Here is a 21,517-nt window from a genome sequence, read left to right as displayed (position 1 = left end):
AAAACTTACATATCATACGCTAATTTATAAGATTTCTCAAAACACTTTTTGTAATCCAAGACGGGTTATTTATTTAAAATATCTTTCATGCTTGACAAAAAAAGCTGCCCAAATAGAGCAGCTTTTTTATCATCACTAAGTCAATCAGTTTACTGATTCTTTTAGGCCTTTACCTGCTTTAAAGCTAGGTACTTTGCTGGCTGCGATTTGGATTTCTTCGCCAGTTTTTGGATTACGACCCATGCGAGCAGCACGCTCTTTGACACTAAAAGTACCAAAGCCAACCAATACAACATCATCACCACGCTGTAATGCGCCTTGAACGCTTTCAGTAAATGCATTAACCGCTTTGGCAGCTTGCTCTTTGGTTAGGCCAGCACTTTGTGCAATGCTATCTACCAATTCAGACTTATTCATAAGATATCCTCTTTACAATGAATGAAATTTTTTCAAATGATTCTGCTAAGTTACCAAAGCATCTCTATAACAACGCATTTTAAAAGCATCCCCGAGCTTTTACAAGTGCTAAATACAAAATTTTGTAGAAAAATTGCAAAAATTTTATGGTTTAATACCCAAACCTAACAAAAATTTATAAATCTAAGGCAAAATCGTGCAAAGCCATGGCTACCTTTATAACAAGCATAGTAACAATAAGCAAGTAAAATTACATATTTTTATGTAAAAGCTGTAAAAAAATGCTATTTTTATGACTCAATATACAGTAATATGAACAAAATTTATTGATCACACCAGGCAGTCATTCAGGATTTGGGTTAGCGGTAACATTTGCAATATTGACACCCACTCCAAGCATCGGTATCTTAAAGCTTGAAAATCTAGGGCGGCTCATCGGCTTTGATGATATTTTAGGCCTGTTCGACTGATAATGTGCGATTAAAATTAGAGTTATTATTTTAGGAAAATTTATGACAACTGAGAATTCAAATACAGTAAACACTCATTCTAGCGGAGGCATCGTCTCAAAAAGCCTGCTGAGCATTGTATTAATTTTTGTTGAGTCTGCACTGACATTAATGTTACGCTTTGACCCAAAATTACGCCAATTGGCTTATCCGCTTGCCAAGGCAGGTACGGTTGTCTGCATTCGCTCGTATTTACCGCACATCACCATTTATGCCACCTTTGGTTATCGGGGGATTTTATTAGACAGCGAACTGCCCGAAGATAAACCTGCAGCTGATATCATCATCAATGGTTATAGCTTTCAGCTGATCAATGCCTTAATCAATCACAATCCTGATCATGTCGATGCCCTGCAAATTCGTGGCGATGCAGCATTGGTTGAAAATCTAAAAGCGTTGATGGTGCGCATGGGCATTGGCGGTGCGATTCATAATGCTTTAGCCAAATTCACAGGGGGCAATAAGCAAAAACCCACCCCCGAAGAAAAAGCTGAAAAAATTGCCAATTATCAATTAAAAATCAATGAGCAGGCTGAGCGTATCGATGCGTTATCTATGGAAAATAAACGCTTAGCCATTCAGCTGGCAGAGCAAAAAAGCAAAAATAAAACCACTTTTATTGTTATGATCATTGCTATCATTGTGGCAGTGGTGAGTATTATTATGCATTTTGTGATTTAAACCTGATGATTTTATGACATATTAACTTGTTATAATATAACAAATTAATAAAATCAATCCATTAGATTAAAATATCTGATGGATTTTTTCTTGCTTTAATCTTGACCTATTTACTCGGAATTATTATAATAACGCCATTCACCATCAAAATTTTTATCAATGCTTATATTGACCAAAATTAGGCAATTATGGAAGTACTTCAATGCGTTTAACAACTCGTGGACGGTATGCCGTCACTGCCTTATTGGATTTGGCTGTCCAAGAGAGTCGCCATCAAGGCGCAGTGTCTTTATCAGACATTGCCAAACGCCAATCCATCTCCATATCTTATTTAGAGCAGCTATTTTCAAAACTGCGTAAAAAAGGATTGGTTAATAGTACTCGTGGCGCTTTGGGCGGTTATCATTTAGCAAAACCACTTGAAGATATTGATATTATGAGTATTATTACTGCAGTCGACGAAAGCATCAATGCCACTCAGTGTGGCGGTAAAGGCGACTGTCATGATGGTGCGATGTGCTTAACTCATGATTTATGGCATAATTTATCCAATCATATTGAAACGTATCTAAGAAAAGTGACGCTCGCTCAACTCTTAGAAACCAAAAACACTCAAGCCATTGCAGACATTCAGGTGAATCGTTTGAATGGCTATGAAAAAGACAAATCACAAATCACAACAATTAATTTAATCGGGAATCCAGCATGAGCCAGACTTCATTGATATATTTAGATTATGCCGCTACCACACCTGTCGCTAATGAAGTAGCAGACAAAATGGTTAAGTACCTTACTTTTGATGGTACTTTTGGTAACCCTGCTTCACGCTCGCACGGTTTTGGTTGGCAAGCAGAAGAGGCGGTTGAAAACGCACGCTTACAAATCGCCGAAACGGTTGGCGCTGATCCTAGAGAGATTGTGTTTACTTCAGGTGCGACCGAGTCGGATAACTTGGCGATCAAAGGCGTGGCGCATTTTTATGAAGGTCGTGGCAAGCATATCATCACCAGTAAGATTGAGCATAAAGCAGTGCTAGATACCTGCCGTCAGCTTGAGCAAGAAGGCTTTGAGATCACTTATCTTGAGCCTGAAGCAGGCACAGGCTTGATCCACCCTGAGCAAGTCGAGCAGGTGCTGCGTGATGACACCATTTTGGTGAGTCTGATGGCGGTCAATAATGAGCTTGGTACCATTACCGACATCGCTGGCATTGGCGAAATTACGCGGGCAAAAGGCGTGCTATTCCATGTAGACGCTGCCCAAGCGGTCGGTAAAATCAAGATCAACTTAGGCGAGCTAAAAGTGGATCTGATGAGCTTTAGCGGTCACAAAATCTACGGACCAAAAGGTATCGGCGCTCTGTATGTCGGTCGTAAGCCGCGCGTTCGCATCAAGGCTGAACAGCACGGCGGCGGTCATGAGCGTGGTATGCGCTCAGGTACATTAGCGACTCATCAAATCGTTGGTATGGGAGAGGCATTTGCTCTGTCTGTACAGCGCTTTGATGAAGACCAGGCACATATCAAGGCGCTGCATGATAAGCTTTGGAATGGCTTACAAGACATCGAAGAAGTTTACTTAAATGGCTCAATTGAACACGGTGTGCCCAATGTCCTAAATGTCAGCTTTAACTTCGTTGAAGGCGAAAGCTTGATGATGAGCCTAAAAGACTTGGCAGTGTCTTCAGGTTCAGCCTGTACGTCAGCCACCCTTGAGCCTTCGTATGTGCTGCGTGCGATTGGACGCCCTGATGAGCTGGCTCATTCATCGATTCGTTTTAGCTTTGGTCGCTATACGACCGAGGCAGACATTGACTTGGTATTGACCCAAATTCACGAAGCCGTGGATAAGCTGCGCGAATTATCACCACTTTGGGATATGTTCAAAGAAGGGATTGATTTAAATACCGTAGAATGGCAAGAACACTAAGATAACGGCTGGCTGGGCGGATTGATGGATAGACGCTCAGCTGATACAAGCTTAATTTCGACATAAATCCAGCAGACGCAAGGTTTTATAAATGAACCTAACTTTTAAGAGAGAAATTTATGGCATATTCAGACAAAGTCATCGATCATTATGAAAATCCACGCAATGTGGGCAATTTAGATAAAGCCGCTAAAAATGTCGGTACTGGCATGGTAGGCGCGCCTGCGTGTGGCGATGTGATGCGCCTACAAATTCAAGTCAGCGATGATGGCATCATCGAAGACGCGAAATTTAAAACCTATGGCTGCGGCTCTGCGATCGCTTCTAGCTCATTGGTTACCGAATGGCTCAAAGGCAAGACACTGGATCAAGCCGCTGCCATCAAGAATAAAGACATCGCCGAAGAGCTTGCTCTACCGCCTGTCAAGGTGCACTGCTCCGTCTTGGCAGAAGATGCCATCAAGGCAGCCATTGAAGATTATCAAACCAAAGCGCAAGCATAATTTGTTTGATTGTATTGAATTTAATTGAGCAAACTTGCCAATTTTGGTTAATTAAGGAGTAACTATGATCAGTTTAACCACACGTGCCGCACAACATATCAAGGATTTCCTTGAAAATCGTGGCAGCGGCGTGGGCATCCGAGTCGGTGTGCGTACGGCAGGATGTTCTGGTCTTGCTTATGTACTTGAGTTTGTTGATGATCCAAACGGTACCGATGAGCGTTTTGAATCCCAAGGCGTTTCGGTATTCATTGACCCAAAAAGCTTGGTATATTTAAATGGGCTACAAATGGACTATGTGACAGAAGGCCTCAATTCTGGCTTTAAGTTCACCAATCCCAATCAAACGGGCGAATGCGGCTGCGGCGAGTCATTCACTGTTTGACCGCCAATTTTGATAAGGAGCTTATGATGAGTGAGGCTAATTTTTTTGGTTTATTTGGATTGCCTATCGAATTTGAAATTGATAAAAACGCCTTAAAATCAGCATTATTATCACTACAAAAACAGCATCATCCCGATCGCGTAGACGCCAATAAAACCAGTACTAACCAAGCTTCACTCATCAATCACGCTTATCAAATTCTCTTTCATGACGACAGCCGAGCGGCGTATATGCTTGAGCTGTCTGATCAGACTGTGGATTTGTCACAATCCATTGATGATTGGGATTTTTTGGATGAGATGATGGACTTGCGCATTCGCTTGGATGCGACAAGCGACAGATCGGCTTTGGATCAAATCTCAAGCCAAGTTCAGGCACTGAGCAAAGATCAATCCACAAGATTTGTACAAAATTATCAAAACCAAGCCTGGGCAGAAGCCATGGATGCGACGCGTAAGCTTCAATTCCTTGGTAAGCTATTGGTTGATGTCGACGCCAAAGTCACCGACTCATTATCTCAAAGTAATGATGACGATGATTTGTATGTATAGTCAGACCGTTTTATCAAACTTTTGGCATAGCAGGATTTTAAAAGCTTAGTAATTACCGTATAATGCACTCATTTTAAGTGACTTTTAGGCTAATGCCCAATCACTTAAGCTCTTATTTTTAGCCAGTATAAGAATTCATCATGTCCTTATTACACATCAGCGAACCCAATCAAAGCAAAAACCCTCACCAACATCGTTATGCCCTTGGCATTGATTTGGGCACAACACATTCTTTGGTGGCGGTCGTGCGCTCAGGTCGCGCTAATGCTCTGCCCTTTGGCGATTCGCCACTGTTACCTTCCGTGGTCTATTATGGTAATAAAAGTAGTGCGCCTGTGGTGGGTAATGCTGCCTTGGTCTATGCTGATGATTTGAAAAATACCATCATCTCCGCCAAGCGCTTTATGGGGCGCGCTAAGTCTGACATTAAATTTTCTCATCCTTATACGCTTGCTGGTAATGACAAGACCATGCCGGCGTTCGTGACCGCTCAAGGTGAAAAATCACCTGTGGAAACTTCAGCGCATATCCTAAAGCACCTAAAAAATCATGCCGCTGCCGCCCTGCCGCCTGACAGCATCCAAGGTGCGGTCATCACAGTGCCTGCCTATTTTGATGATGCACAGCGTACTGCCACCAAGGATGCCGCCACCGCTGCAGGCTTGACCGTGCTTCGCTTGCTCAATGAACCCACCGCTGCAGCGATTGCTTACGGGATCGATAAAAATACCGCTCAAGGAAACTATTTGGTCTATGATCTTGGGGGTGGTACTTTTGATGTCTCATTGCTTCGCTTGTCTGAGGGTGTCTTTGAGGTACTTGCCACAGGGGGTAATTCTGCCCTTGGTGGCGATGACATTGACCGACTGATTGCACATTGGTTAATACAGTCATCTCAGCTGACCCCAGCAGAGATTAATGAAACTGAAAAATCTCGCTTAGCAAAACTTGCCAAAACCTATAAACAGGCTTTAAGTGAGCAAGATAGCGTTTTGATTGAGCTTAATATTGCCAATACGCCAGTATCGGTCAGCTTGGATAATGCCACTTTAAGCCAGATCATCGAGCCTGTGATTCGTCGCACCCTGCAATCTTGTGAGCAGGTGATGCTAGACGCCAAAGTGGATAAATCTGCCTTAAATGACATCATTTTAGTGGGCGGCTCCACACGCATGCCGGTGATACGAGATGCTGTGGAGGCACATTTTGGGCGTGTGCCTTTGTGCAGCATCAACCCAGATGAAGTCGTGGCGATCGGAGCTAGTATCGCTGCCGATCAGCTAATCAACCAATCCAAAGATGCCCTGCTATTATTAGACGTCACCCCGCTTTCACTTGGTATTGAGACCATGGGCGGACTGGTGGAGGTGATCATTCCGCGTAACACGCCCATTCCTGTGACTCGCCGCCAAGTTTTTACCACACATCAAGATGGTCAGACGGGTATGATCATCCAAGTGGTGCAAGGTGAGCGTGATACAGTAGCGGATTGCCGAGGATTGGCACGCTTTGAGCTACATGGCATTCCGCCGATGAAGGCAGGCTTGGCGCGTGTTGAGGTGACCTACGCCATCGATGCCAATGGACAATTGACCGTGTCTGCCCGCGAGACCACAACCGATATCGTCAGCCAAATCCAGGTCAGCCCAAGCTACGGTCTGTCTGAAGAGCAGCAAGAGCAGCTTTTGCAAGCAGGTTTCATTCATGCCGCTGAAGACAAAGCCGCTCGTATGTTGATCGAAACCAAAGTCGAAGCCGAAAGAGAGCTGCTTGCTCTGCAATCAGCCTTGGCTGACTTTGCCGATCTGCTAAGCGATGATGAGCACGCCAATTTGCGCCATCATATGCAAGCGATGACAGATGCCCTTACCACTGATGACAAAGCAGTCATTGATCAAGCCATCAAAGCCCTGAAGGTGCATAGCGACCATTTCGCCAGTGTGATCATGGATAAAAATGTCAAAGATGCCCTTGCTGGCACACGCACCAGCGATTGGTAAATGATCGTTGATTTGATTCATTTTAAAATTTTAATGCATTAATAAGAGAAACTCATGACCGTTGTAACCATTTTACCGCATCACGAAATCTGCCCAGAAGGCACCACCATTGAAGTTAATCCCGGCGAAAATCTGTGTGAAGCCATGCTTGATCGCGGCATTAAAATTGAACACGCCTGCGACATGTCCAAAGCATGCACTACTTGCCACGTCGTCGTCCGCCAAGGCTTTGATAGCCTAGAGGAGATGGACGACATCGAGGGCGACTTATTGGATCGCGCTTGGGGGCTTGAGCCAGATTCACGGCTATCTTGTCAATGCATCGTTGCTAATGAAAATCTGGTCATTGAAATCCCAAAGTACACTCTGAATCACGCCAAAGAAAACCATTAAGCCATCCATCTATAAAGCGCCTGCAAATTTACAGCAGGCTTTTTATTGCATCACAGATACGCATCAAACCTATCTTATGATTTGGCGGATGCTTCATTGCTAAATGGTGTATTTTAGTTGATTAAAACCCATAAACTTAAGCATTTGAAATTTATTCATGTTAAAATGAGAAATTTTCAAGTCAAAATTTTAGGTTAGTCATGTCCACCGCCAAACTGCCAAACCGCCAAGAATATTTTAGATTATGACAAATATTGAGCGTCTTGCTTTGAACCTGCGCCATTTTTACCGATGGGCCGAGAAGAAATGGACATGCTCGGCTGGGACAGCTGTGATTTTATTTTGGTGTGCGGTGATGCTTATATCGATCATCCATCGTTTTGTTCAGGCGTGATCGGACGAACCCTTGAAGCCCAAGACTTTCGCGTCGGCATCATCGCTCAGCCAGACTAGACATCACCAGATGCTTTTCGAGCACTTGGCAAGCCTAACATTGCCTTTGGGGTCACAGTGGACAATATGGATTCGATGATCAGCCATTATACCGCCGATCGTAAGATTCGCTCCGATGATGCGTATTCGCCAAATAATGAGCCTAATAAGCGACCTGATTGCGCAGCAACGGTGTATTGGCAGCGTTGCCGCGAGGCTTATTCAGATGTACCGATCATTCTTGGCGGTATTGAGGGCAGCCTAAGGCGGATTGCGCATTATGACTATTGGTCAGACAAAGTGCGCCGCTCGGTGCTGATGGATGCCAAGCCTGATCTTTTGGTGTATGGAAACGGTGAACTCGCTTTGATCGAAATCATGTATCGCTTAGCACGAGGCGAATCCATCAAGAACATCGTCGATATGCGAGGTACAGCGTTTATTTTGAATAAATCCAATCGCCATTTAAAAGCAAATTTTATAGAAATCGCCAGCAATGATGTCGATACCATCGGTCTCGTCGATCCTATCATCAATCCTTATGTGATGACCGAAGATGTCGCCGATTGCGACATCGAAAAACAAAAATTCTCTCAGTATACCAATTTTAATAAAGACATTGTCAAAGGTATTGTCGTCAAAGCAGGCGATGACCTGCCCGATGACACATAGGTGGTTCAATTACAATCCCCTAAAGTCATCAAACATAAGCTGCCACCACGCGAGCTTTCAGTGATTCGTATGCCGTCGTTTGAAGAAGTTGCCAACGATCGCGTTCTTTATGCGCATGCTAACCGTATTTTACATCTTGAGACCAATCCTGGTAATGCCCGAGCGCTTGTACAGCGCCACGGCGATCGTGATGTTTGGCTAAATCCGCCTGCACTGCCATTATCCACCGAAGAGCTAGACGCAGTTTTTGATCTGCCTTACACGCGCCTACCTCATCCAAGCTACGGCGACGCGCGCTTTCCTGCTTTTGATATGATTAAGTTTTCGGTGAATATCATGCGTGACTGCTTTGGCGGCTGTACATTTTGCTCAATCACCGAGCACAAAGGACGCATTATCCAAAATCGATCCAAAGAATCCATCTTAAGAGAAATTGAAACTATCCGTGATACTGCGCCCAATTTTACAGGCATCATCTCTGATCTTGGCGGTCCGACCGCCAATATGTATCGCCTGCACTGCAAGAATCCTGAGATTGAGCGTAATTGCCGCAAGCCGTCTTGTGTCTTCCCTGGTGTCTGCCAAAATCTGCACACCGACCATGCGCCGCTCACTCAGCTGTATCGCAAGGCACGCCAAATCCCAGGCGTTAAAAAATTCTCATCAGCTCTAGTCTGCGCTACGATTTGGCGGTCTTAAGTCCTGAATACGTCAAGGAACTGGTAACGCATCATGTTGGCGGCTATTTAAAGATCGCCCCCAAACACACCGAAGCTGCGCCTTTATCCAAAATGATGAAGCCCGGCATTGGCACATATGATCGCTTTAAGCAGATGTTTGAGCGCTACAGCCGCGAAGCAGGCAAAGAGCAGTATTTGATCCCCTATTTTATCGCAGCCCATCCTGGCACCAGTGATTATGATATGATGAATTTGGCAATTTGGCTGAAGAAAAACGGCTTTCGAGCGGATCAAGTACAAACCTTTTATCCATCACCCATGGCGACAGCCACAGCGATGTATTATAGCGAGAAAAATCCGTTATCTAAGGTGGCGCGTCACAGTGAAGATGTCGATATTGTTAAAGATGAAAAGCGCCGCCGCCTACATAAGGCATTTTTGCGTTATCACGATCCCAATAATTGGGAGCTACTTCATCAAGCCTTAAAAGACATGGGGCGCAGTGATTTGATCGGTAATTCCAAACGCCATCTCATCCCGACTTATCAACCAGCAGGTAGTGGCGGTAATTATACGTCAGCGCGTAAGAAAAACTCATCTCAGCAAGGCGATAGCGTCAAAAGACGCACTCAAAAGTTTCAGACTCATCACACCAATAAACCGTCTGGGTAGCCCAAAAAGGGGCAAGTGCTTAGCCAGCATACAGGTTTACCCCCACGCCGACATAAATAACATAAAAAATCACTCATCAGGCAACCGATGAGTGATTTTTTTATGAATGGTTTTTGACCAAAAAGATACTTTAAAAAGCTAAGACATATAGCCCATGATACGCAAGTTTTCTTTGGCGTCGTCAGGCAGTTTGTTTAGCATGGCGGCTTTGAGTGCATCACCACCCTTTTCTAATACTAAACTGATCAAAGGCAGCACATCAAAGGGTAAATTTTCGGCAGTCTGTGCAAAATCAACCAAATAACTGGCACCGATCACATCTTCATCTGCCATCACGCGATTATACACCACTTGCCAAGACAGCTCACCTGCGCCGCCATGTTGTAATATCAGATGGATGGCTTGCAGAGCAGTGTTTGGCGTCTCACAAATTGTCAAAATCTGTTCAGAAACTTGCTTGATGGCTTGCACTTTTGTTTGATTTGTCATAATTTTCCCCATTTTTGATTAGATTTAATGAGGTCAAATTCACAAAATACAAGCCTAGCCTCTAATCACCCATCACTCGACCTTCTCGGCGTGGATCGGCACCGCCCACCAGTCTGCTTGGCTCAATAACGATGGCTTGAACGCCAGAATTAAGCTCACGCACATCAGTCTTATAGCCCAAGTCGGTTAAGGCTTGTTGCCACTCGGTGGCATCTGTGCCTGCTTCTAGCTCATAGCTACCAAAGCGATTTAATAAATTGGGTGCACTGATGGCATCTTGGATGGGCATATTCCAGTCACTATGCGCCACAATCGTCTTAGCGACATAGCCAATGATTCGGCTACCACCTGGAGAGCCGATCGCCATATAAGGCTTGCCTTCTTTGAATACAATGGTTGGTGCCATTGAAGAGCGTGGTCGCTTACCAGGCTCAACACGATTGGCAACCTGTCTGCCCTGCTGTGTCGGCTCAAAACTAAAGTCCGTCAGCTCGTTATTGAGCAGATAACCATTTGCCATCAAGGTTGAGCCAAACGCATTTTCAATAGAAGTCGTCATAGACAGCACATTCCCCGCCTTATCCACAATTGAAATATGACTGGTAGAAGGTAACTCAATCGCTTTTGCAGATACCCATTCACGAATAAAATCACCTGCAGATACGCTGGGCAGCGCTTTATCTGACTGCTCAAGCAGCTGGCTACGCTGTTTTAGGTAATCTTTGGAAATCAGCTGGCGAATGGGTACAGGTACAAAATCAGGATCGCCCAAATAGACATCACGATCCGCAAAGGCAAGCCTAGAAGCATCGCCCAAGAGACGCAAGCCTTCAGCATCATACCCCACCTGATTGGGTGAAAATTCATTTAAAATCCCCAAAATCTGACCCACAGCAATCCCACCTGAGCTTGGTGCGCTCATACCACATACTTCATAAACACGATAAGTCACACAAACGGGCGGACGCTCTACCACTTGATAATCAGACAAATCTTGTAAGGATAATTGACCTGGATTATCCTTAGCATTTTGGACAGCCGACACGATATTTTGGGCGTATTTGCCAGTATGCAGAGCTTTTGCACCTTGAGCTGCTAATGCCTGAACACTGTCAGCAAATTCTAAATTTTTCAGCAAGCTGCCTGCTTGTAGCGGCACACCATTCGGCAAAAAATAAGCGGCTGTTTTTGGATAGCGTGCCAAATGCTGCTGATTTTGCTCAACCGAGATGGCAAGCCTTGGCGACACCTCAAAGCCTTGTTTTGCCAAGTGGATCGGCGTATCAAATAATTTTCCCCAAGGCAATACACCGTATCGCTGATGTATTGTCTCCATCAGTTTAGGGATGGCAGGCGTGCCAACCGAGCGACCACCGACCACCGCTTCCATAAATTTCAATGGTTGACCGTCTTTATCCAAAAATAATTCTGGCGTCACGCGCATCGGTGCCGTCTCACGCCCATCAAAGGTGGTCAACGTTTTGGCGCTATTATCCCAATACAGCACAAATGCACCACCGCCCAAGCCTGACGATTGTGGCTCCACCAAGCTTAGCGTGGTCTGCACTGCTACCATCGCATCTGCAGCACTGCCGCCTTGCTTTAAGATATCATACCCTGCTTGCGTTGCCAGTGGATTGGCTGACGCCACCATAAAATCACTGGCAATCACCTGTCTTTGTTCGGTCAATCCTGTTGCGCGCTCAGGGGCATGAGCGTCAGCGCCTACGATGCCAGTAGGCTGATCATCAGTCTTTGCCTGATTGCCACCGATGGCTTGGCACCCCGAGATCGACATAGAGATTGCCAATACGGTCAATAGATAGGTTTTGGTCATACGCGCTCCTTCGCTTTAGTTGATTGATCTTAATAAAGTGTACTTGTCATTGTAGATAATACCAGTCAACAATTCAATCAAATTTAAAAAACGACCGCCAATTTCCTCAGCGGTCGTTCATTAGCATGCTTCAGTCATCAGACTTCTGGGCTGTGCTCTTCGATCAGCGGCTTAAGCTCGCCAGCTTGATACATCTGTAAAATGATGTCGCTACCGCCAATCAGCTCGCCATTCACCCAAAGCTGAGGGAAAGTTGGCCAATTTGCGATCAGTGGCAAAGTTGAGCGAATTTCAGGATTTTCCAAAATATTCACAAATGCAAATGGGCGACCAATTTGTGTCAGCACTTCCACCGCGCGCGCCGAAAAGCCACACTGTGGAAACTGCGGCGTACCTTTCATGTATAACAAAACAGCATGATCTTTGATTTGATTTTCGATCAGTGTTTTAATTTCTGGATTGATCTGAGTCATAATTTCTCCAAATGGTTTAATAAGCGATCGTCTGATTATACGCTATTTTTAAGATTTTGCCAAAATTTATCACTCAAAATCAGTTGGCTGTTCATGACGGTGGCAAATTCACCATGTAAATTGGCAAGGCTGATTTGATGCACTGTCTGGCTGTCATAATGCCTACCATCAAAACCCACCCTATCAAAAGTCGCCGTTGCATCTTCGACCACCACTACCTCAAACCCTAAATTGCCCGCCATTCGTGCCGTAGTAGAGACGCAATGATTGGTTGTCAGCCCCACCAGCACCAGTTGAGAGATGTTATTATCGGTTAATAATTGATGAAAATTGGTGCCAATAAATGCAGAATTAACCGTTTTTTCAATGATAATTTCATGGGCTAATGGCGCAGTCAATGCTTTGAATTGATTGCCTTGATGGCTGGGATGTAACGCAGAGTCGGGATTGGTGGAATTATGGCGGATATGAAAAATCGGCAGATCATAGTCGCGCCACTGCTTTAAAAGCTGATGACACACCTTTTCGCAGTCAGGATTATTACGATTGCCGCCCCAACGGCTCACCTCATCAAAACCACGCTGCAAATCTATTAAAACAAGCGCCGTATTTTTATTCATGATTGGCACTCACTTTTTGTAGAAGCACCACACTGCTGGCAAAAATCCCCTCACCGCGCCCCAAATAACCCATTTTCTCATTAGTCGTGGCTTTGATGCTGATACAGTCCACATCAACATCCAAAACGCCTGCGATGCATTCGCGCATGGCAAGATTATGCGGCGATAGTTTTGGCAATTCACAAATCACCATCATGTCAGCATTGATAAGCTCATACCCTTTTGATTTGACCATCTCATACACATGCTGAAGCAGCACTTTACTGTCCGCACCTTTATACGCATCATCGGTATCAGGAAAATGCTGTCCGATATCCCCAAGAGCCAGCGCCCCAAGCAGTGCATCTGATAAGGCATGTAAAAGCACATCGCCATCAGAGTGCGCCTTGATGCCATGCGTGTGCGCTATCTGTATGCCACCAAGCGTCACAAAATCACCGTCTGTAAATGCGTGTACATCCAACCCTTGACCAATTCTTAGCATAAAAACCTTTGAGTTAACATTGAAATTCACCAATTATAGCACAAATAAATGTTATAATAATGCAAAGCTTTGGCAGTCAAATTTGCCAATTTTGATCATTTTAGCCAGTTTATTTTTGGCATCATCCATTTTATTTCAGTATTTTATCATCTATGACAACTACCCCATTTACGCTTCTCGATGTTGCGCCCAGCCTAAATAAATCCCCAAAAGACATCAAAGTCATCGTCGGTATGTCTGGCGGTGTCGATTCTTCGGTTTCTGCCGTATTATTAAAGCAAGCAGGCTTTGATGTTGAAGGCTTATTTATGAAAAACTGGGAAGAAGACGACGGCACAGAATACTGCACTGCCATGACTGATTTGGCGGATGCGCAGGCGGTGGCGGATAAGATCGGCATCGTGCTACACACCGCTAACTTTTCGATGGAATATTGGGATCGGGTTTTTGAGCATTTTTTGGCAGAATATGGCGCAGGTCGCACCCCAAATCCTGATATTTTGTGTAACAAGGAAGTCAAATTCAAAGCGTTTTTGGATTATGCCATCACTTTGGGGGCAGATTTTATTGCCACAGGTCACTATACTCGCAGAAGTCACGCCACTGAGGGTGTCGCTAAGCTCATGCGTGGATTGGATAATAATAAAGATCAAAGCTATTTTTTGCACGCTGTATCAGGGGATAAGATCGCGCGTACGCTATTTCCTGTCGGCGAGCTTGAAAAACCCGAAGTGCGCGCCATCGCCGAAAAATATGATTTGGCAACCGCCAAGAAAAAAGATTCAACAGGCATTTGCTTTATCGGTGAGCGTAAGTTTAAAGACTTTTTACAAACTTATCTACCTGCCAAAAAAGGCGATATCTACACCGATGACGGTGTGCGGATCGGTGCACATGACGGCTTGATGTACTATACCATCGGTCAGCGCGGCGGTATCGGTATTGGTGGTGTGTCGGGTCGTCCTGAAGAGCCTTGGTTTGTGCTACACAAAGATTTGGTGAATAATCGCTTGACTGTCGGTCAAGGTCATGACCATCCTTGGCTACAGAGCACCGAGCTGACCGCCTACAAGCTTGACTGGGTGACAGGTGCGCCGCCTGAGATTTTTGGTGAGGGTCTAAAATGCACCGCCAAAACTCGCTACCGTCAGCCTGATCAAACTTGCACCGTTTTTCAAAATGGTGATAAAGTCAAAGTCGTATTTGATGAGCCGCAGCGTGCCGTTACTGCCGGTCAGTCGTGTGTATTTTATGTTGATGAAGTGTGCTTGGGCGGCGGTGTGATTGAGAGCACGAATGCAAAGATTTATTGATTTTATTGTTATTTTTTGTTAAAATCATTAGCCATTTATCAAAATTCATCATACCAATGCTTCATCAAAACCCACCAAAATATTCATTTAACCATCAAAAAATCATCATCATTGCTTTGGCTTATGTTGGCGTCATCACAGGTGCTGGCTTATCTTCTGGTCAAGAGATTTTTCAATATTTTGCAAGCTTTGGCAAAATGGGCATGATAGGTGTTGTGATTTTAGGGATTTTGCACGCCATTTTTGGGGGCATTATTTTGGCATTGGGTTCGTTTTATCGTGCCAATGAACATAGCCAAGTCCTTGATAATATCGCAGGTCCTTGGGTAACAAAATTACTTGATTGGTCATTGATTATCAGTGGTTTTACCTTAGGCTTTGTCATGATTGCTGGTGCTGGTGCTAATTTAAATCAAGAATTTGGGGCGCCCACATGGCTTGGGGCAGCCCTTTGTTCATTATTGGTGATTGGCATTAGCATGCTAAACTTTGAAAAAGTCACCGCTGTAATCGGTATCTTTACACCCATTGTGGTATTTATCATCTTTGCTTTGACACTCTACACCTTTGTTGGCAAAAGCTACGATTGGGATTATCTTGACCGCATTGCGTCATCAGAGCCTAAAATTTTTCCTAATGCGTGGCTGTCTTTAATCAACTATTACGCTTTGTGTATTATGACAGGTGCGTCCATGGCGTTTGTGCTTGGTGGTAAAACCATGTATGTCGGCGAAGCTGCTCGTGGGGGATTTTTAGGGGGTGCGCTCATCGGCTTAATCAGTGCTTGCACCGCTTTTACCATCTTTGCCAACATTGATTTGATTTTAGATGCTGACTTACCAATGCAATTATTGGTGGCAAATGTTCATCCATGGCTTGGCACTTTGATGAGTTTTATCATTTTTGCCATGATTTTTAATACCGCCATCAGTTTATATTACTCGCTGGCCAAGCGTTTTGCAGGTGATGACAACCAACGCTTTAAATGGATATTGATTGGCTTGGTTTTGGTCGGCTTTATCTTAAGCTTTGCAGGGTTTAAAAAACTGGTCTCAATCATGTTCCCCATCATTGGTTACATTGGTATGTTGCTTCTTGTCGTATTGTCGTTGGCATGGATAAAAAACCATAAAAAGATTAAAACCGAGCGTATTAATCGCCGCCATATCTATGCTTTGATGCAAAAAAAATTAGACGATTCACAAAGTTTTAATAAAACCGATGAAAAACAATTAAATCAACTGATTGAAAATTCGGTGATTAATGACCAAGAAATCAAACAAGACATGACTCAGTTGGTGAAAGACAACCTAGATAAATCATGATAAGTCATCAATGCTTTACTATGATATAAAGCCAAACAGTACATATTTAACAATATTGAACAACCCAAAAAAAATTGAACAACCCAAAAATAAGCTTAGGAAACTTAAGACTATGCCAAACGCCCTTACTGCCCTATCCCCACTTGATGGTCGCTATGCTTCTAAATGCGATGCTTTGCGTCCGTATCTGTCAGAATTTGGCTTGATTCATGCGCGCGTCACTGTTGAGGTGCGCTGGTTACAGGCATTGTCTCGCCACCCACAGATTGGTGAGCTGCCGGCTTTTTCAGACCAAACCAACGCGCGCTTAGATGCCATTGTTGCCAATTTTAGCGAACAAGACGCCCTGCGCATCAAAGAAATTGAGCGCACCACCAATCACGACGTTAAGGCAGTAGAATATTTTTTAAAAGAGCGAATCGCTGACATCGACGAGTTGGCAAATGCTGGCGAATTCATCCATTTTGCGTGTACTTCTGAAGACATCAATAATCTGTCACATGCCCTGATGCTAAAATCAGGTCGCGATACGCTGGTTTCATCCATGCAGCAGATCATTGATGAGATTGCCAAACTTGCCGATACCCATGCCGCTCAGCCCATGCTATCTCGCACACATGGACAAACCGCAAGTCCAACCACGCTCGGCAAAGAAATGGCAAACGTCGCCTATCGCCTACACCGCCAAATCAAGCAATTCCAAGCGGTCGAATTATTGGGTAAAATCAATGGCGCGGTAGGTAATTACAATGCTCATCTGTCAGCTTATCCTGAGATTGACTGGGCGAAGCATTCTCAAGACTTTGTAGAAAGCTTAGGCTTGACTTTCAACCCATACACCACACAGATTGAGCCACATGATTATATGGCAGAGCTGTTCGATGCGCTGCGTCGTTTTAACACCATTTTAATCGACTTTAACCGCGATGTTTGGGGCTATATCTCATTGGGATATTTCAAACAAAAACTCAAAGAAGGCGAAGTGGGCTCATCCACCATGCCGCACAAAGTCAATCCGATTGATTTTGAAAATTCTGAAGGCAACCTTGGTCTGGCAAATGCAGTCTTGGCTCATTTGGGTGAAAAATTACCCATTTCACGCTGGCAACGAGATTTAACCGATTCAACCGTCCTTCGCAACATGGGCGTGGGTTTTGCCCAAAGTTTGATTGCCTTTGACGCCTGCTTAAAAGGCATTGGCAAGTTGGAGATAAACGCCAATCGTCTTAATGAAGATTTGCACAATGCGCAAGAAGTGCTTGCTGAACCCATTCAAACCGTCATGCGTCGCTATAATATAGAAAAACCGTATGAAAAATTAAAAGCCCTAACCCGTGGACAAGCCATGACCCGTGAGATGATGCTGGATTTTATTCATGGTGATGAGCTAAATGCCGTGCCAGCAAGTGAGAAAGAACGCTTGGCAGACTTGACCCCCGCCACCTATATTGGCAATGCTGACATTCAAGCAAAAAATATTAAAGATTATCTTAAATAATTTATAATAATACATTGTATAAAAATCACCGCTTAGTGAACTTGCGGTGATTTTTTAGCTGGCTTTTGATAAGATTGGCAAGCGGATATTTTTTAAAATTAACTACGCTTTTGGTGCTTTATTTGGGCCACTTGTCAGCTGAGCAAGTCTTTTGGTAACAAAGAGTGCTACAGGCAAACTGATGACTGCACCAATAATCACAGCACCAATGATATGCATACCTTGATCAAACCCAGTGACAAAAGCAACAATCATCAGCACGCCAATAATCACTGTAAACGCAATTGAAAAAATCGCACTAAATAATGGTATATTCATATAAAACCCCATAGTTTTTGTGGAATACTATATTTATACACTTTTTTTGCACAAATGTTAAGCGATTTTTCAAAAATTTCTATGAAATTTTTATGATGCTGTTTTTTATGTACAAAAATTGCACCAAGCCTGCATAAATCACTTACATTTATCATCATTTATGCTAAAATTAATCGTTTGCGGTGACTATGGCGAGTAATTTTTGACAAGCATTTTGTCTATCCAAGCCCACTTGGTTGCCCTATCAATTTAGCCCATAAATACAAAACACCCGCCGCCTTTGGTCAAGGATTTTTTTATATGAAAACCATGCAGTTAAATGAAGTTCGTAAAGCATTCATTGACTTTTTTATCTCAAAACAGCACACCCATGTCCATTCATCTAGCCTAATTCCCCATGACGATCCGACGCTTTTATTCACTAACGCAGGCATGAACCAGTTTAAAGATACCTTTTTAGGTCTTGAAAAAAGGGACTATGTCCGAGCGGTATCGTCTCAAAAATGCGTGCGTGCCGGCGGTAAGCATAACGACCTTGATAATGTGGGTTACACCGCGCGCCATCATACATTTTTTGAGATGCTGGGCAATTTTTCTTTTGGGGATTATTTTAAGGCGAGTGCCATCGCTTATGCTTGGGAGTTTTTGACTTCAGATGAATGGCTAGGCTTACCCAAAGACCGACTATACGTCACCGTTTATCACACTGATGATGAAGCCTATGACATCTGGCGCAAAGACATCGGACTTGAGCCTGAGCGCATCATCCGCATCGGCAACAATAAAGGCGGCGCGTATCAGTCTGATAACTTTTGGATGATGGGTGATACAGGTCCTTGTGGTCCTTGTACAGAGATTTTTTATGATCATGGTGAGCACATCTGGGGCGGACTGCCAGGCACGCCCGAAGAAGATGGCGACCGCTATATCGAGGTTTGGAACTGCGTTTTTATGCAGTTTAATCGCCAAAAAGATGGAACAATGGAGCCACTGCCAAAGCCATCGGTCGATACAGGCATGGGTCTTGAGCGCATCAGCGCCATCACAGGCAACCTGCACAGCAACTATGAATTGGGCATTTTTGTCAATTTAATGAACGCGGCTGCTGAGATTTTGGGCATCAGTAATGACGGTCAAGCGTCGCTCAAAGTCATCGCTGATCACATTCGTGCGGTTTCATTCTTGATTGCAGATGGTGTCCGCCCAAGTAATGAAGGTCGCGGCTATGTACTACGCCGTATCATTCGCCGTGCCGTCCGTCATGGTAATAAGCTAGGTGCTGACGGTGCCTTTTTCTATCAAATGGTGCCTGCATTGGCTGCCGAGATGGGTGAAGCTTACCCACAGCTGAACGAAAAACTAAACGAAATCCAAAGCGCCATCAAAAAAGAAGAAGAACAATTTGCCAAGACACTGGCACAAGGTCTGCGCCTACTTTCAGCCGAGCTTGACAAGCTTAGCGCCGGTGAGACGTTGGACGGTGAGACGGTATTTAAGCTGTACGATACTTACGGTTTCCCAACCGATTTGACTGCCGATATTGCCCGTGAGCGAGAGATTAGCATTGATGAGCATGGATTTGAGATCCATATGCAAGCTCAGCGTGAACGCGCCCGCGATGCAGGTAAATTTGACATTGATTACACCGCTGCAATTAGGGTTGATGGCCCAACTGAGTTTTTGGGTTATGAGTCACTGGCAGCACAAACCACCATTGTCGGTTTATATCAAGAAGGTAAAGAAGTTGATCAACTCAGCGAAGGCGATCAAGGTGTAATCGTACTGTCTGCCACACCGTTTTATGCCGAAGGCGGCGGACAGGTTGGTGAAACAGGCGAAATCAGCACAGCATCGGGCGTCTTTGCTGTCGAAGATACCAAAAAATCAGGTAATGCCGTCATTCATCATGGCACTGTCAAAATGGGTCAAATCTCCAATCACCAAGATGCCGCCGCACAAGTGATTGACGATGTACGCCGCGCCTCTGCCAAGAACCACTCCGCCACCCACCTACTACATGCAGCACTGCGCACTGTATTAGGCGATGGCGTCGCCCAAAAAGGCTCTTTGGTGTCCAGTGAAGTGTTGCGTTTTGATTTTTCTTATGATGGCTCAATTAGCGCTGATGATTTGATTCAAGTTGAACGCTTGGTCAATGAGCAAATTCAAAAGAACACCGAAGTTAGCATTGAGCATATGGACATCGATTCAGCCATGCAAAAAGGCGCCATGGCTTTGTTTGGTGAAAAGTACGGCGACACTGTGCGGGTACTAACCATGGGCGAAAATCAAGACCGCTCTGCATTTTCTATCGAGCTATGCGGGGGTCTACATGTCCACAGAACTGGCGATATCGGTCTGTTTAAGATCGTCTCAGAAGGCGGTATCGCTGCCGGTGTTCGCCGCATCGAAGCCTTAACAGGCATGGGTGCACTTCGATATATTCAAAATGGCGAACGCACACTAAGCACTTTGGCAGGTAACCTAAAAGCCAAGCGAGATGAGATATTGCCGCGTATCACAAGCTTAAGTGATAAACAGCGCGATTTGGAAAAACAGCTTGAGCAGCTCAACCAAAAACTGGCAAGCCTAGAAGCCAAATCATTGATGGATAAAGTTATCACCATTAATGATACTCAAGTTTTGGTTGCCAAGCTTCAAGGATTGGATGCCAAATCACTGCGTTCACTGGCAGATGATATCAAATCAAAACTACACGATGGCATTGCTATATTAGCCAGTGTCTCAGATGGCAAAGTCGCCCTGACAGCAAGTGTTGGCAAAGACTTGACCGCCAAAGTCAAGGCAGGCGATATTATCAAGCAGCTTTGCCAAGACCTTGATGGCAAAGGCGGTGGCAAACCTGATTTTGCCCAAGGCGGCGCCAATGACGTTGATGGCACCGATAAAGCATTGGCATCTGTGCTAGATGATTTAAAGCACAAACTATAACCATTGACCATCAAATAAGGACGTGTCAGGCGTCCTTATTTTTAACCATTCAGGAATAATCTATGTCAGACAATTCACTCACCAAAGGTAATTACACGCGCCATAGCAACAAAATCGGACTGTTCACCACCAACGATGCGCGTACAGGATTTTTGATGCACAACGATGACGTGGTGCTCAGCTTCCCATTCAAAGATACTGTGCTAGAAGCAGGCATGAGTAAAGAAGACACCGCACGCAACGAACGCTTTTTGCATTTAGAGATGGACAGACAAGACATTGATGTACTTTTTGAGCCAAAAGTATTGACAAATTATCAATATTTTTCACCAACCAACCAACCAACCAACCAACCAACCAACCAACCAACCAACCAACCAACCA

The 21,517-nt window shown here is 44.4% G+C and carries 20 protein-coding genes and 1 pseudogene; 14 read left to right on the top strand and 7 right to left on the bottom strand.

The features are described 5' to 3' along the window. Positions 1 to 144: 144 nt before the first annotated feature. Complete coding sequence (locus tag AO382_RS07360) at positions 145 to 417, bottom strand: HU family DNA-binding protein (protein WP_064612039.1); 273 nt, start codon at positions 415 to 417, stop codon at positions 145 to 147. A gap of 512 nt (positions 418 to 929) precedes the next feature. Here AO382_RS07360 and AO382_RS07355 point away from each other — a divergent pair. From AO382_RS07355 to AO382_RS07315, 9 genes and pseudogenes are all read left to right on the top strand, one after another. Then, the gene (locus AO382_RS07355) at positions 930 to 1,607 is read left to right on the top strand and encodes a hypothetical protein (protein ID WP_064612037.1); all 678 of its coding nucleotides are present in this window, start codon (positions 930 to 932) and stop codon (positions 1,605 to 1,607) included. A 202-nt stretch (positions 1,608 to 1,809) separates the two neighbouring features. Next, entirely contained in the window at positions 1,810 to 2,316 is a 507-nt protein-coding gene (locus tag AO382_RS07350; RefSeq protein ID WP_064612035.1) for an Rrf2 family transcriptional regulator, read from the top strand. Continuing rightward, entirely contained in the window at positions 2,313 to 3,536 is a 1,224-nt protein-coding gene (locus AO382_RS07345) for an IscS subfamily cysteine desulfurase (protein ID WP_064619619.1), read from the top strand. Before AO382_RS07350 ends, AO382_RS07345 begins: the two co-directional genes overlap by 4 nt. A 119-nt stretch (positions 3,537 to 3,655) precedes the next feature. After that, positions 3,656 to 4,039 carry a Fe-S cluster assembly scaffold IscU gene (iscU, locus tag AO382_RS07340; RefSeq protein ID WP_049236252.1) on the top strand — a complete coding sequence of 128 codons (384 nt, stop codon included), beginning with the start codon at positions 3,656 to 3,658 and terminating at the stop codon, positions 4,037 to 4,039. A 64-nt stretch (positions 4,040 to 4,103) separates the two neighbouring features. Beyond that, entirely contained in the window at positions 4,104 to 4,424 is a 321-nt protein-coding gene (gene iscA, locus AO382_RS07335; protein WP_064619616.1) for an iron-sulfur cluster assembly protein IscA, read from the top strand. Between the two features lie 26 nt (positions 4,425 to 4,450). Next, positions 4,451 to 4,975 (top strand): Fe-S protein assembly co-chaperone HscB, encoded by a 525-nt coding sequence (hscB, locus tag AO382_RS07330; RefSeq protein ID WP_064612028.1) that lies wholly within the window; start codon positions 4,451 to 4,453, stop codon positions 4,973 to 4,975. A gap of 140 nt (positions 4,976 to 5,115) precedes the next feature. Further along, positions 5,116 to 6,975 (top strand): Fe-S protein assembly chaperone HscA, encoded by a 1,860-nt coding sequence (gene hscA / locus AO382_RS07325; RefSeq protein WP_064619613.1) that lies wholly within the window; start codon positions 5,116 to 5,118, stop codon positions 6,973 to 6,975. Positions 6,976 to 7,029: 54 nt separating this feature from the next. Next, a complete protein-coding gene (gene fdx / locus AO382_RS07320) occupies positions 7,030 to 7,368 on the top strand; it encodes an ISC system 2Fe-2S type ferredoxin (protein ID WP_064619610.1) in 339 nt (112 codons plus the stop codon). Between the two features lie 234 nt (positions 7,369 to 7,602). After that, a pseudogene (locus AO382_RS07315) lies at positions 7,603 to 9,812 on the top strand (YgiQ family radical SAM protein); the annotation flags it as partial. Between the two features lie 150 nt (positions 9,813 to 9,962). Here the strand turns inward: AO382_RS07315 and AO382_RS10810 are convergent. The 5 genes from AO382_RS10810 to ispF all read right to left on the bottom strand — a co-directional run bounded on the left by AO382_RS10810 (position 9,963) and on the right by ispF (position 13,727). Then, a complete protein-coding gene (locus AO382_RS10810; RefSeq protein ID WP_064619607.1) occupies positions 9,963 to 10,313 on the bottom strand; it encodes a hypothetical protein in 351 nt (116 codons plus the stop codon). Between the two features lie 61 nt (positions 10,314 to 10,374). Beyond that, complete coding sequence (gene ggt / locus AO382_RS07305; RefSeq protein WP_064619605.1) at positions 10,375 to 12,150, bottom strand: gamma-glutamyltransferase; 1,776 nt, start codon at positions 12,148 to 12,150, stop codon at positions 10,375 to 10,377. Between the two features lie 137 nt (positions 12,151 to 12,287). After that, on the bottom strand, positions 12,288 to 12,623 hold the full coding sequence (gene grxD / locus AO382_RS07300) for a Grx4 family monothiol glutaredoxin (RefSeq protein WP_049236267.1): 336 nt from the start codon (positions 12,621 to 12,623) through the stop codon (positions 12,288 to 12,290). A gap of 35 nt (positions 12,624 to 12,658) precedes the next feature. Then, on the bottom strand, positions 12,659 to 13,243 hold the full coding sequence (locus tag AO382_RS07295) for a cysteine hydrolase family protein (protein ID WP_064619602.1): 585 nt from the start codon (positions 13,241 to 13,243) through the stop codon (positions 12,659 to 12,661). Further along, positions 13,236 to 13,727, bottom strand: a complete 492-nt coding sequence (ispF, locus tag AO382_RS07290; RefSeq protein ID WP_064619599.1) for a 2-C-methyl-D-erythritol 2,4-cyclodiphosphate synthase — start codon at positions 13,725 to 13,727, stop codon at positions 13,236 to 13,238. Before ispF ends, AO382_RS07295 begins: the two co-directional genes overlap by 8 nt. 152 nt (positions 13,728 to 13,879) lie before the next feature. Between ispF and mnmA the strand changes: the two genes are divergently transcribed. The 3 genes from mnmA to purB all read left to right on the top strand — a co-directional run bounded on the left by mnmA (position 13,880) and on the right by purB (position 17,863). After that, complete coding sequence (gene mnmA / locus AO382_RS07285) at positions 13,880 to 15,040, top strand: tRNA 2-thiouridine(34) synthase MnmA (protein WP_064619596.1); 1,161 nt, start codon at positions 13,880 to 13,882, stop codon at positions 15,038 to 15,040. Next, positions 15,037 to 16,365, top strand: coding sequence for a hypothetical protein (locus AO382_RS07280; protein WP_064619594.1), 1,329 nt, complete (start codon positions 15,037 to 15,039; stop codon positions 16,363 to 16,365). Before mnmA ends, AO382_RS07280 begins: the two co-directional genes overlap by 4 nt. 112 nt (positions 16,366 to 16,477) lie before the next feature. Then, positions 16,478 to 17,863: an adenylosuccinate lyase gene (gene purB, locus AO382_RS07275; protein ID WP_064619591.1), complete on the top strand. Its 1,386-nt coding sequence runs from the start codon at positions 16,478 to 16,480 to the stop codon at positions 17,861 to 17,863. Positions 17,864 to 17,965: 102 nt separating this feature from the next. Here the strand turns inward: purB and AO382_RS07270 are convergent, their stop codons facing one another. After that, positions 17,966 to 18,181: a hypothetical protein gene (locus AO382_RS07270; protein ID WP_064619588.1), complete on the bottom strand. Its 216-nt coding sequence runs from the start codon at positions 18,179 to 18,181 to the stop codon at positions 17,966 to 17,968. 300 nt (positions 18,182 to 18,481) lie between these two features. Here AO382_RS07270 and alaS point away from each other — a divergent pair, with 300 nt between their 5' ends. Both alaS and AO382_RS11305 read left to right on the top strand, forming a co-directional pair. After that, positions 18,482 to 21,133: an alanine--tRNA ligase gene (gene alaS / locus AO382_RS07265; RefSeq protein WP_064619585.1), complete on the top strand. Its 2,652-nt coding sequence runs from the start codon at positions 18,482 to 18,484 to the stop codon at positions 21,131 to 21,133. A 62-nt stretch (positions 21,134 to 21,195) separates the two neighbouring features. After that, the coding region (locus tag AO382_RS11305) for a PT domain-containing protein (RefSeq protein ID WP_264753404.1) at positions 21,196 to 21,517 on the top strand (322 nt) is incomplete at its 3' end.

Source organism: Moraxella catarrhalis, from assembly GCF_001656295.1.
Lineage (GTDB): Bacteria > Pseudomonadota > Gammaproteobacteria > Pseudomonadales > Moraxellaceae > Moraxella > Moraxella veridica.
The sequence above is the reverse complement of the archived record's forward strand: the minus strand, read 5'-3'. Positions and strand labels throughout refer to the sequence as shown.

Excerpts from the sequence above, each read along its gene's own strand:
- fdx (WP_064619610.1), top strand. The coding sequence starts at position 7,030 with ATGACCGTTGTAACCATTTTACCGCATCACGAAATCTGCCCAGAAGGC.
- hscA (WP_064619613.1), top strand. The coding sequence starts at position 5,116 with ATGTCCTTATTACACATCAGCGAACCCAATCAAAGCAAAAACCCTCAC.
- AO382_RS07270 (WP_064619588.1), bottom strand. The coding sequence starts at position 18,181 with ATGAATATACCATTATTTAGTGCGATTTTTTCAATTGCGTTTACAGTG.
- AO382_RS07360 (WP_064612039.1), bottom strand. The coding sequence starts at position 417 with ATGAATAAGTCTGAATTGGTAGATAGCATTGCACAAAGTGCTGGCCTA.
- AO382_RS07350 (WP_064612035.1), top strand. The coding sequence starts at position 1,810 with ATGCGTTTAACAACTCGTGGACGGTATGCCGTCACTGCCTTATTGGAT.
- AO382_RS10810 (WP_064619607.1), bottom strand. The coding sequence starts at position 10,313 with ATGACAAATCAAACAAAAGTGCAAGCCATCAAGCAAGTTTCTGAACAG.
- alaS (WP_064619585.1), top strand. The coding sequence starts at position 18,482 with ATGAAAACCATGCAGTTAAATGAAGTTCGTAAAGCATTCATTGACTTT.
- ggt (WP_064619605.1), bottom strand. The coding sequence starts at position 12,150 with ATGACCAAAACCTATCTATTGACCGTATTGGCAATCTCTATGTCGATC.
- hscB (WP_064612028.1), top strand. The coding sequence starts at position 4,451 with ATGAGTGAGGCTAATTTTTTTGGTTTATTTGGATTGCCTATCGAATTT.
- purB (WP_064619591.1), top strand. The coding sequence starts at position 16,478 with ATGCCAAACGCCCTTACTGCCCTATCCCCACTTGATGGTCGCTATGCT.
- AO382_RS07345 (WP_064619619.1), top strand. The coding sequence starts at position 2,313 with ATGAGCCAGACTTCATTGATATATTTAGATTATGCCGCTACCACACCT.
- iscA (WP_064619616.1), top strand. The coding sequence starts at position 4,104 with ATGATCAGTTTAACCACACGTGCCGCACAACATATCAAGGATTTCCTT.
- mnmA (WP_064619596.1), top strand. The coding sequence starts at position 13,880 with ATGACAACTACCCCATTTACGCTTCTCGATGTTGCGCCCAGCCTAAAT.
- ispF (WP_064619599.1), bottom strand. The coding sequence starts at position 13,727 with ATGCTAAGAATTGGTCAAGGGTTGGATGTACACGCATTTACAGACGGT.
- AO382_RS07355 (WP_064612037.1), top strand. The coding sequence starts at position 930 with ATGACAACTGAGAATTCAAATACAGTAAACACTCATTCTAGCGGAGGC.
- iscU (WP_049236252.1), top strand. The coding sequence starts at position 3,656 with ATGGCATATTCAGACAAAGTCATCGATCATTATGAAAATCCACGCAAT.
- grxD (WP_049236267.1), bottom strand. The coding sequence starts at position 12,623 with ATGACTCAGATCAATCCAGAAATTAAAACACTGATCGAAAATCAAATC.
- AO382_RS07295 (WP_064619602.1), bottom strand. The coding sequence starts at position 13,243 with ATGAATAAAAATACGGCGCTTGTTTTAATAGATTTGCAGCGTGGTTTT.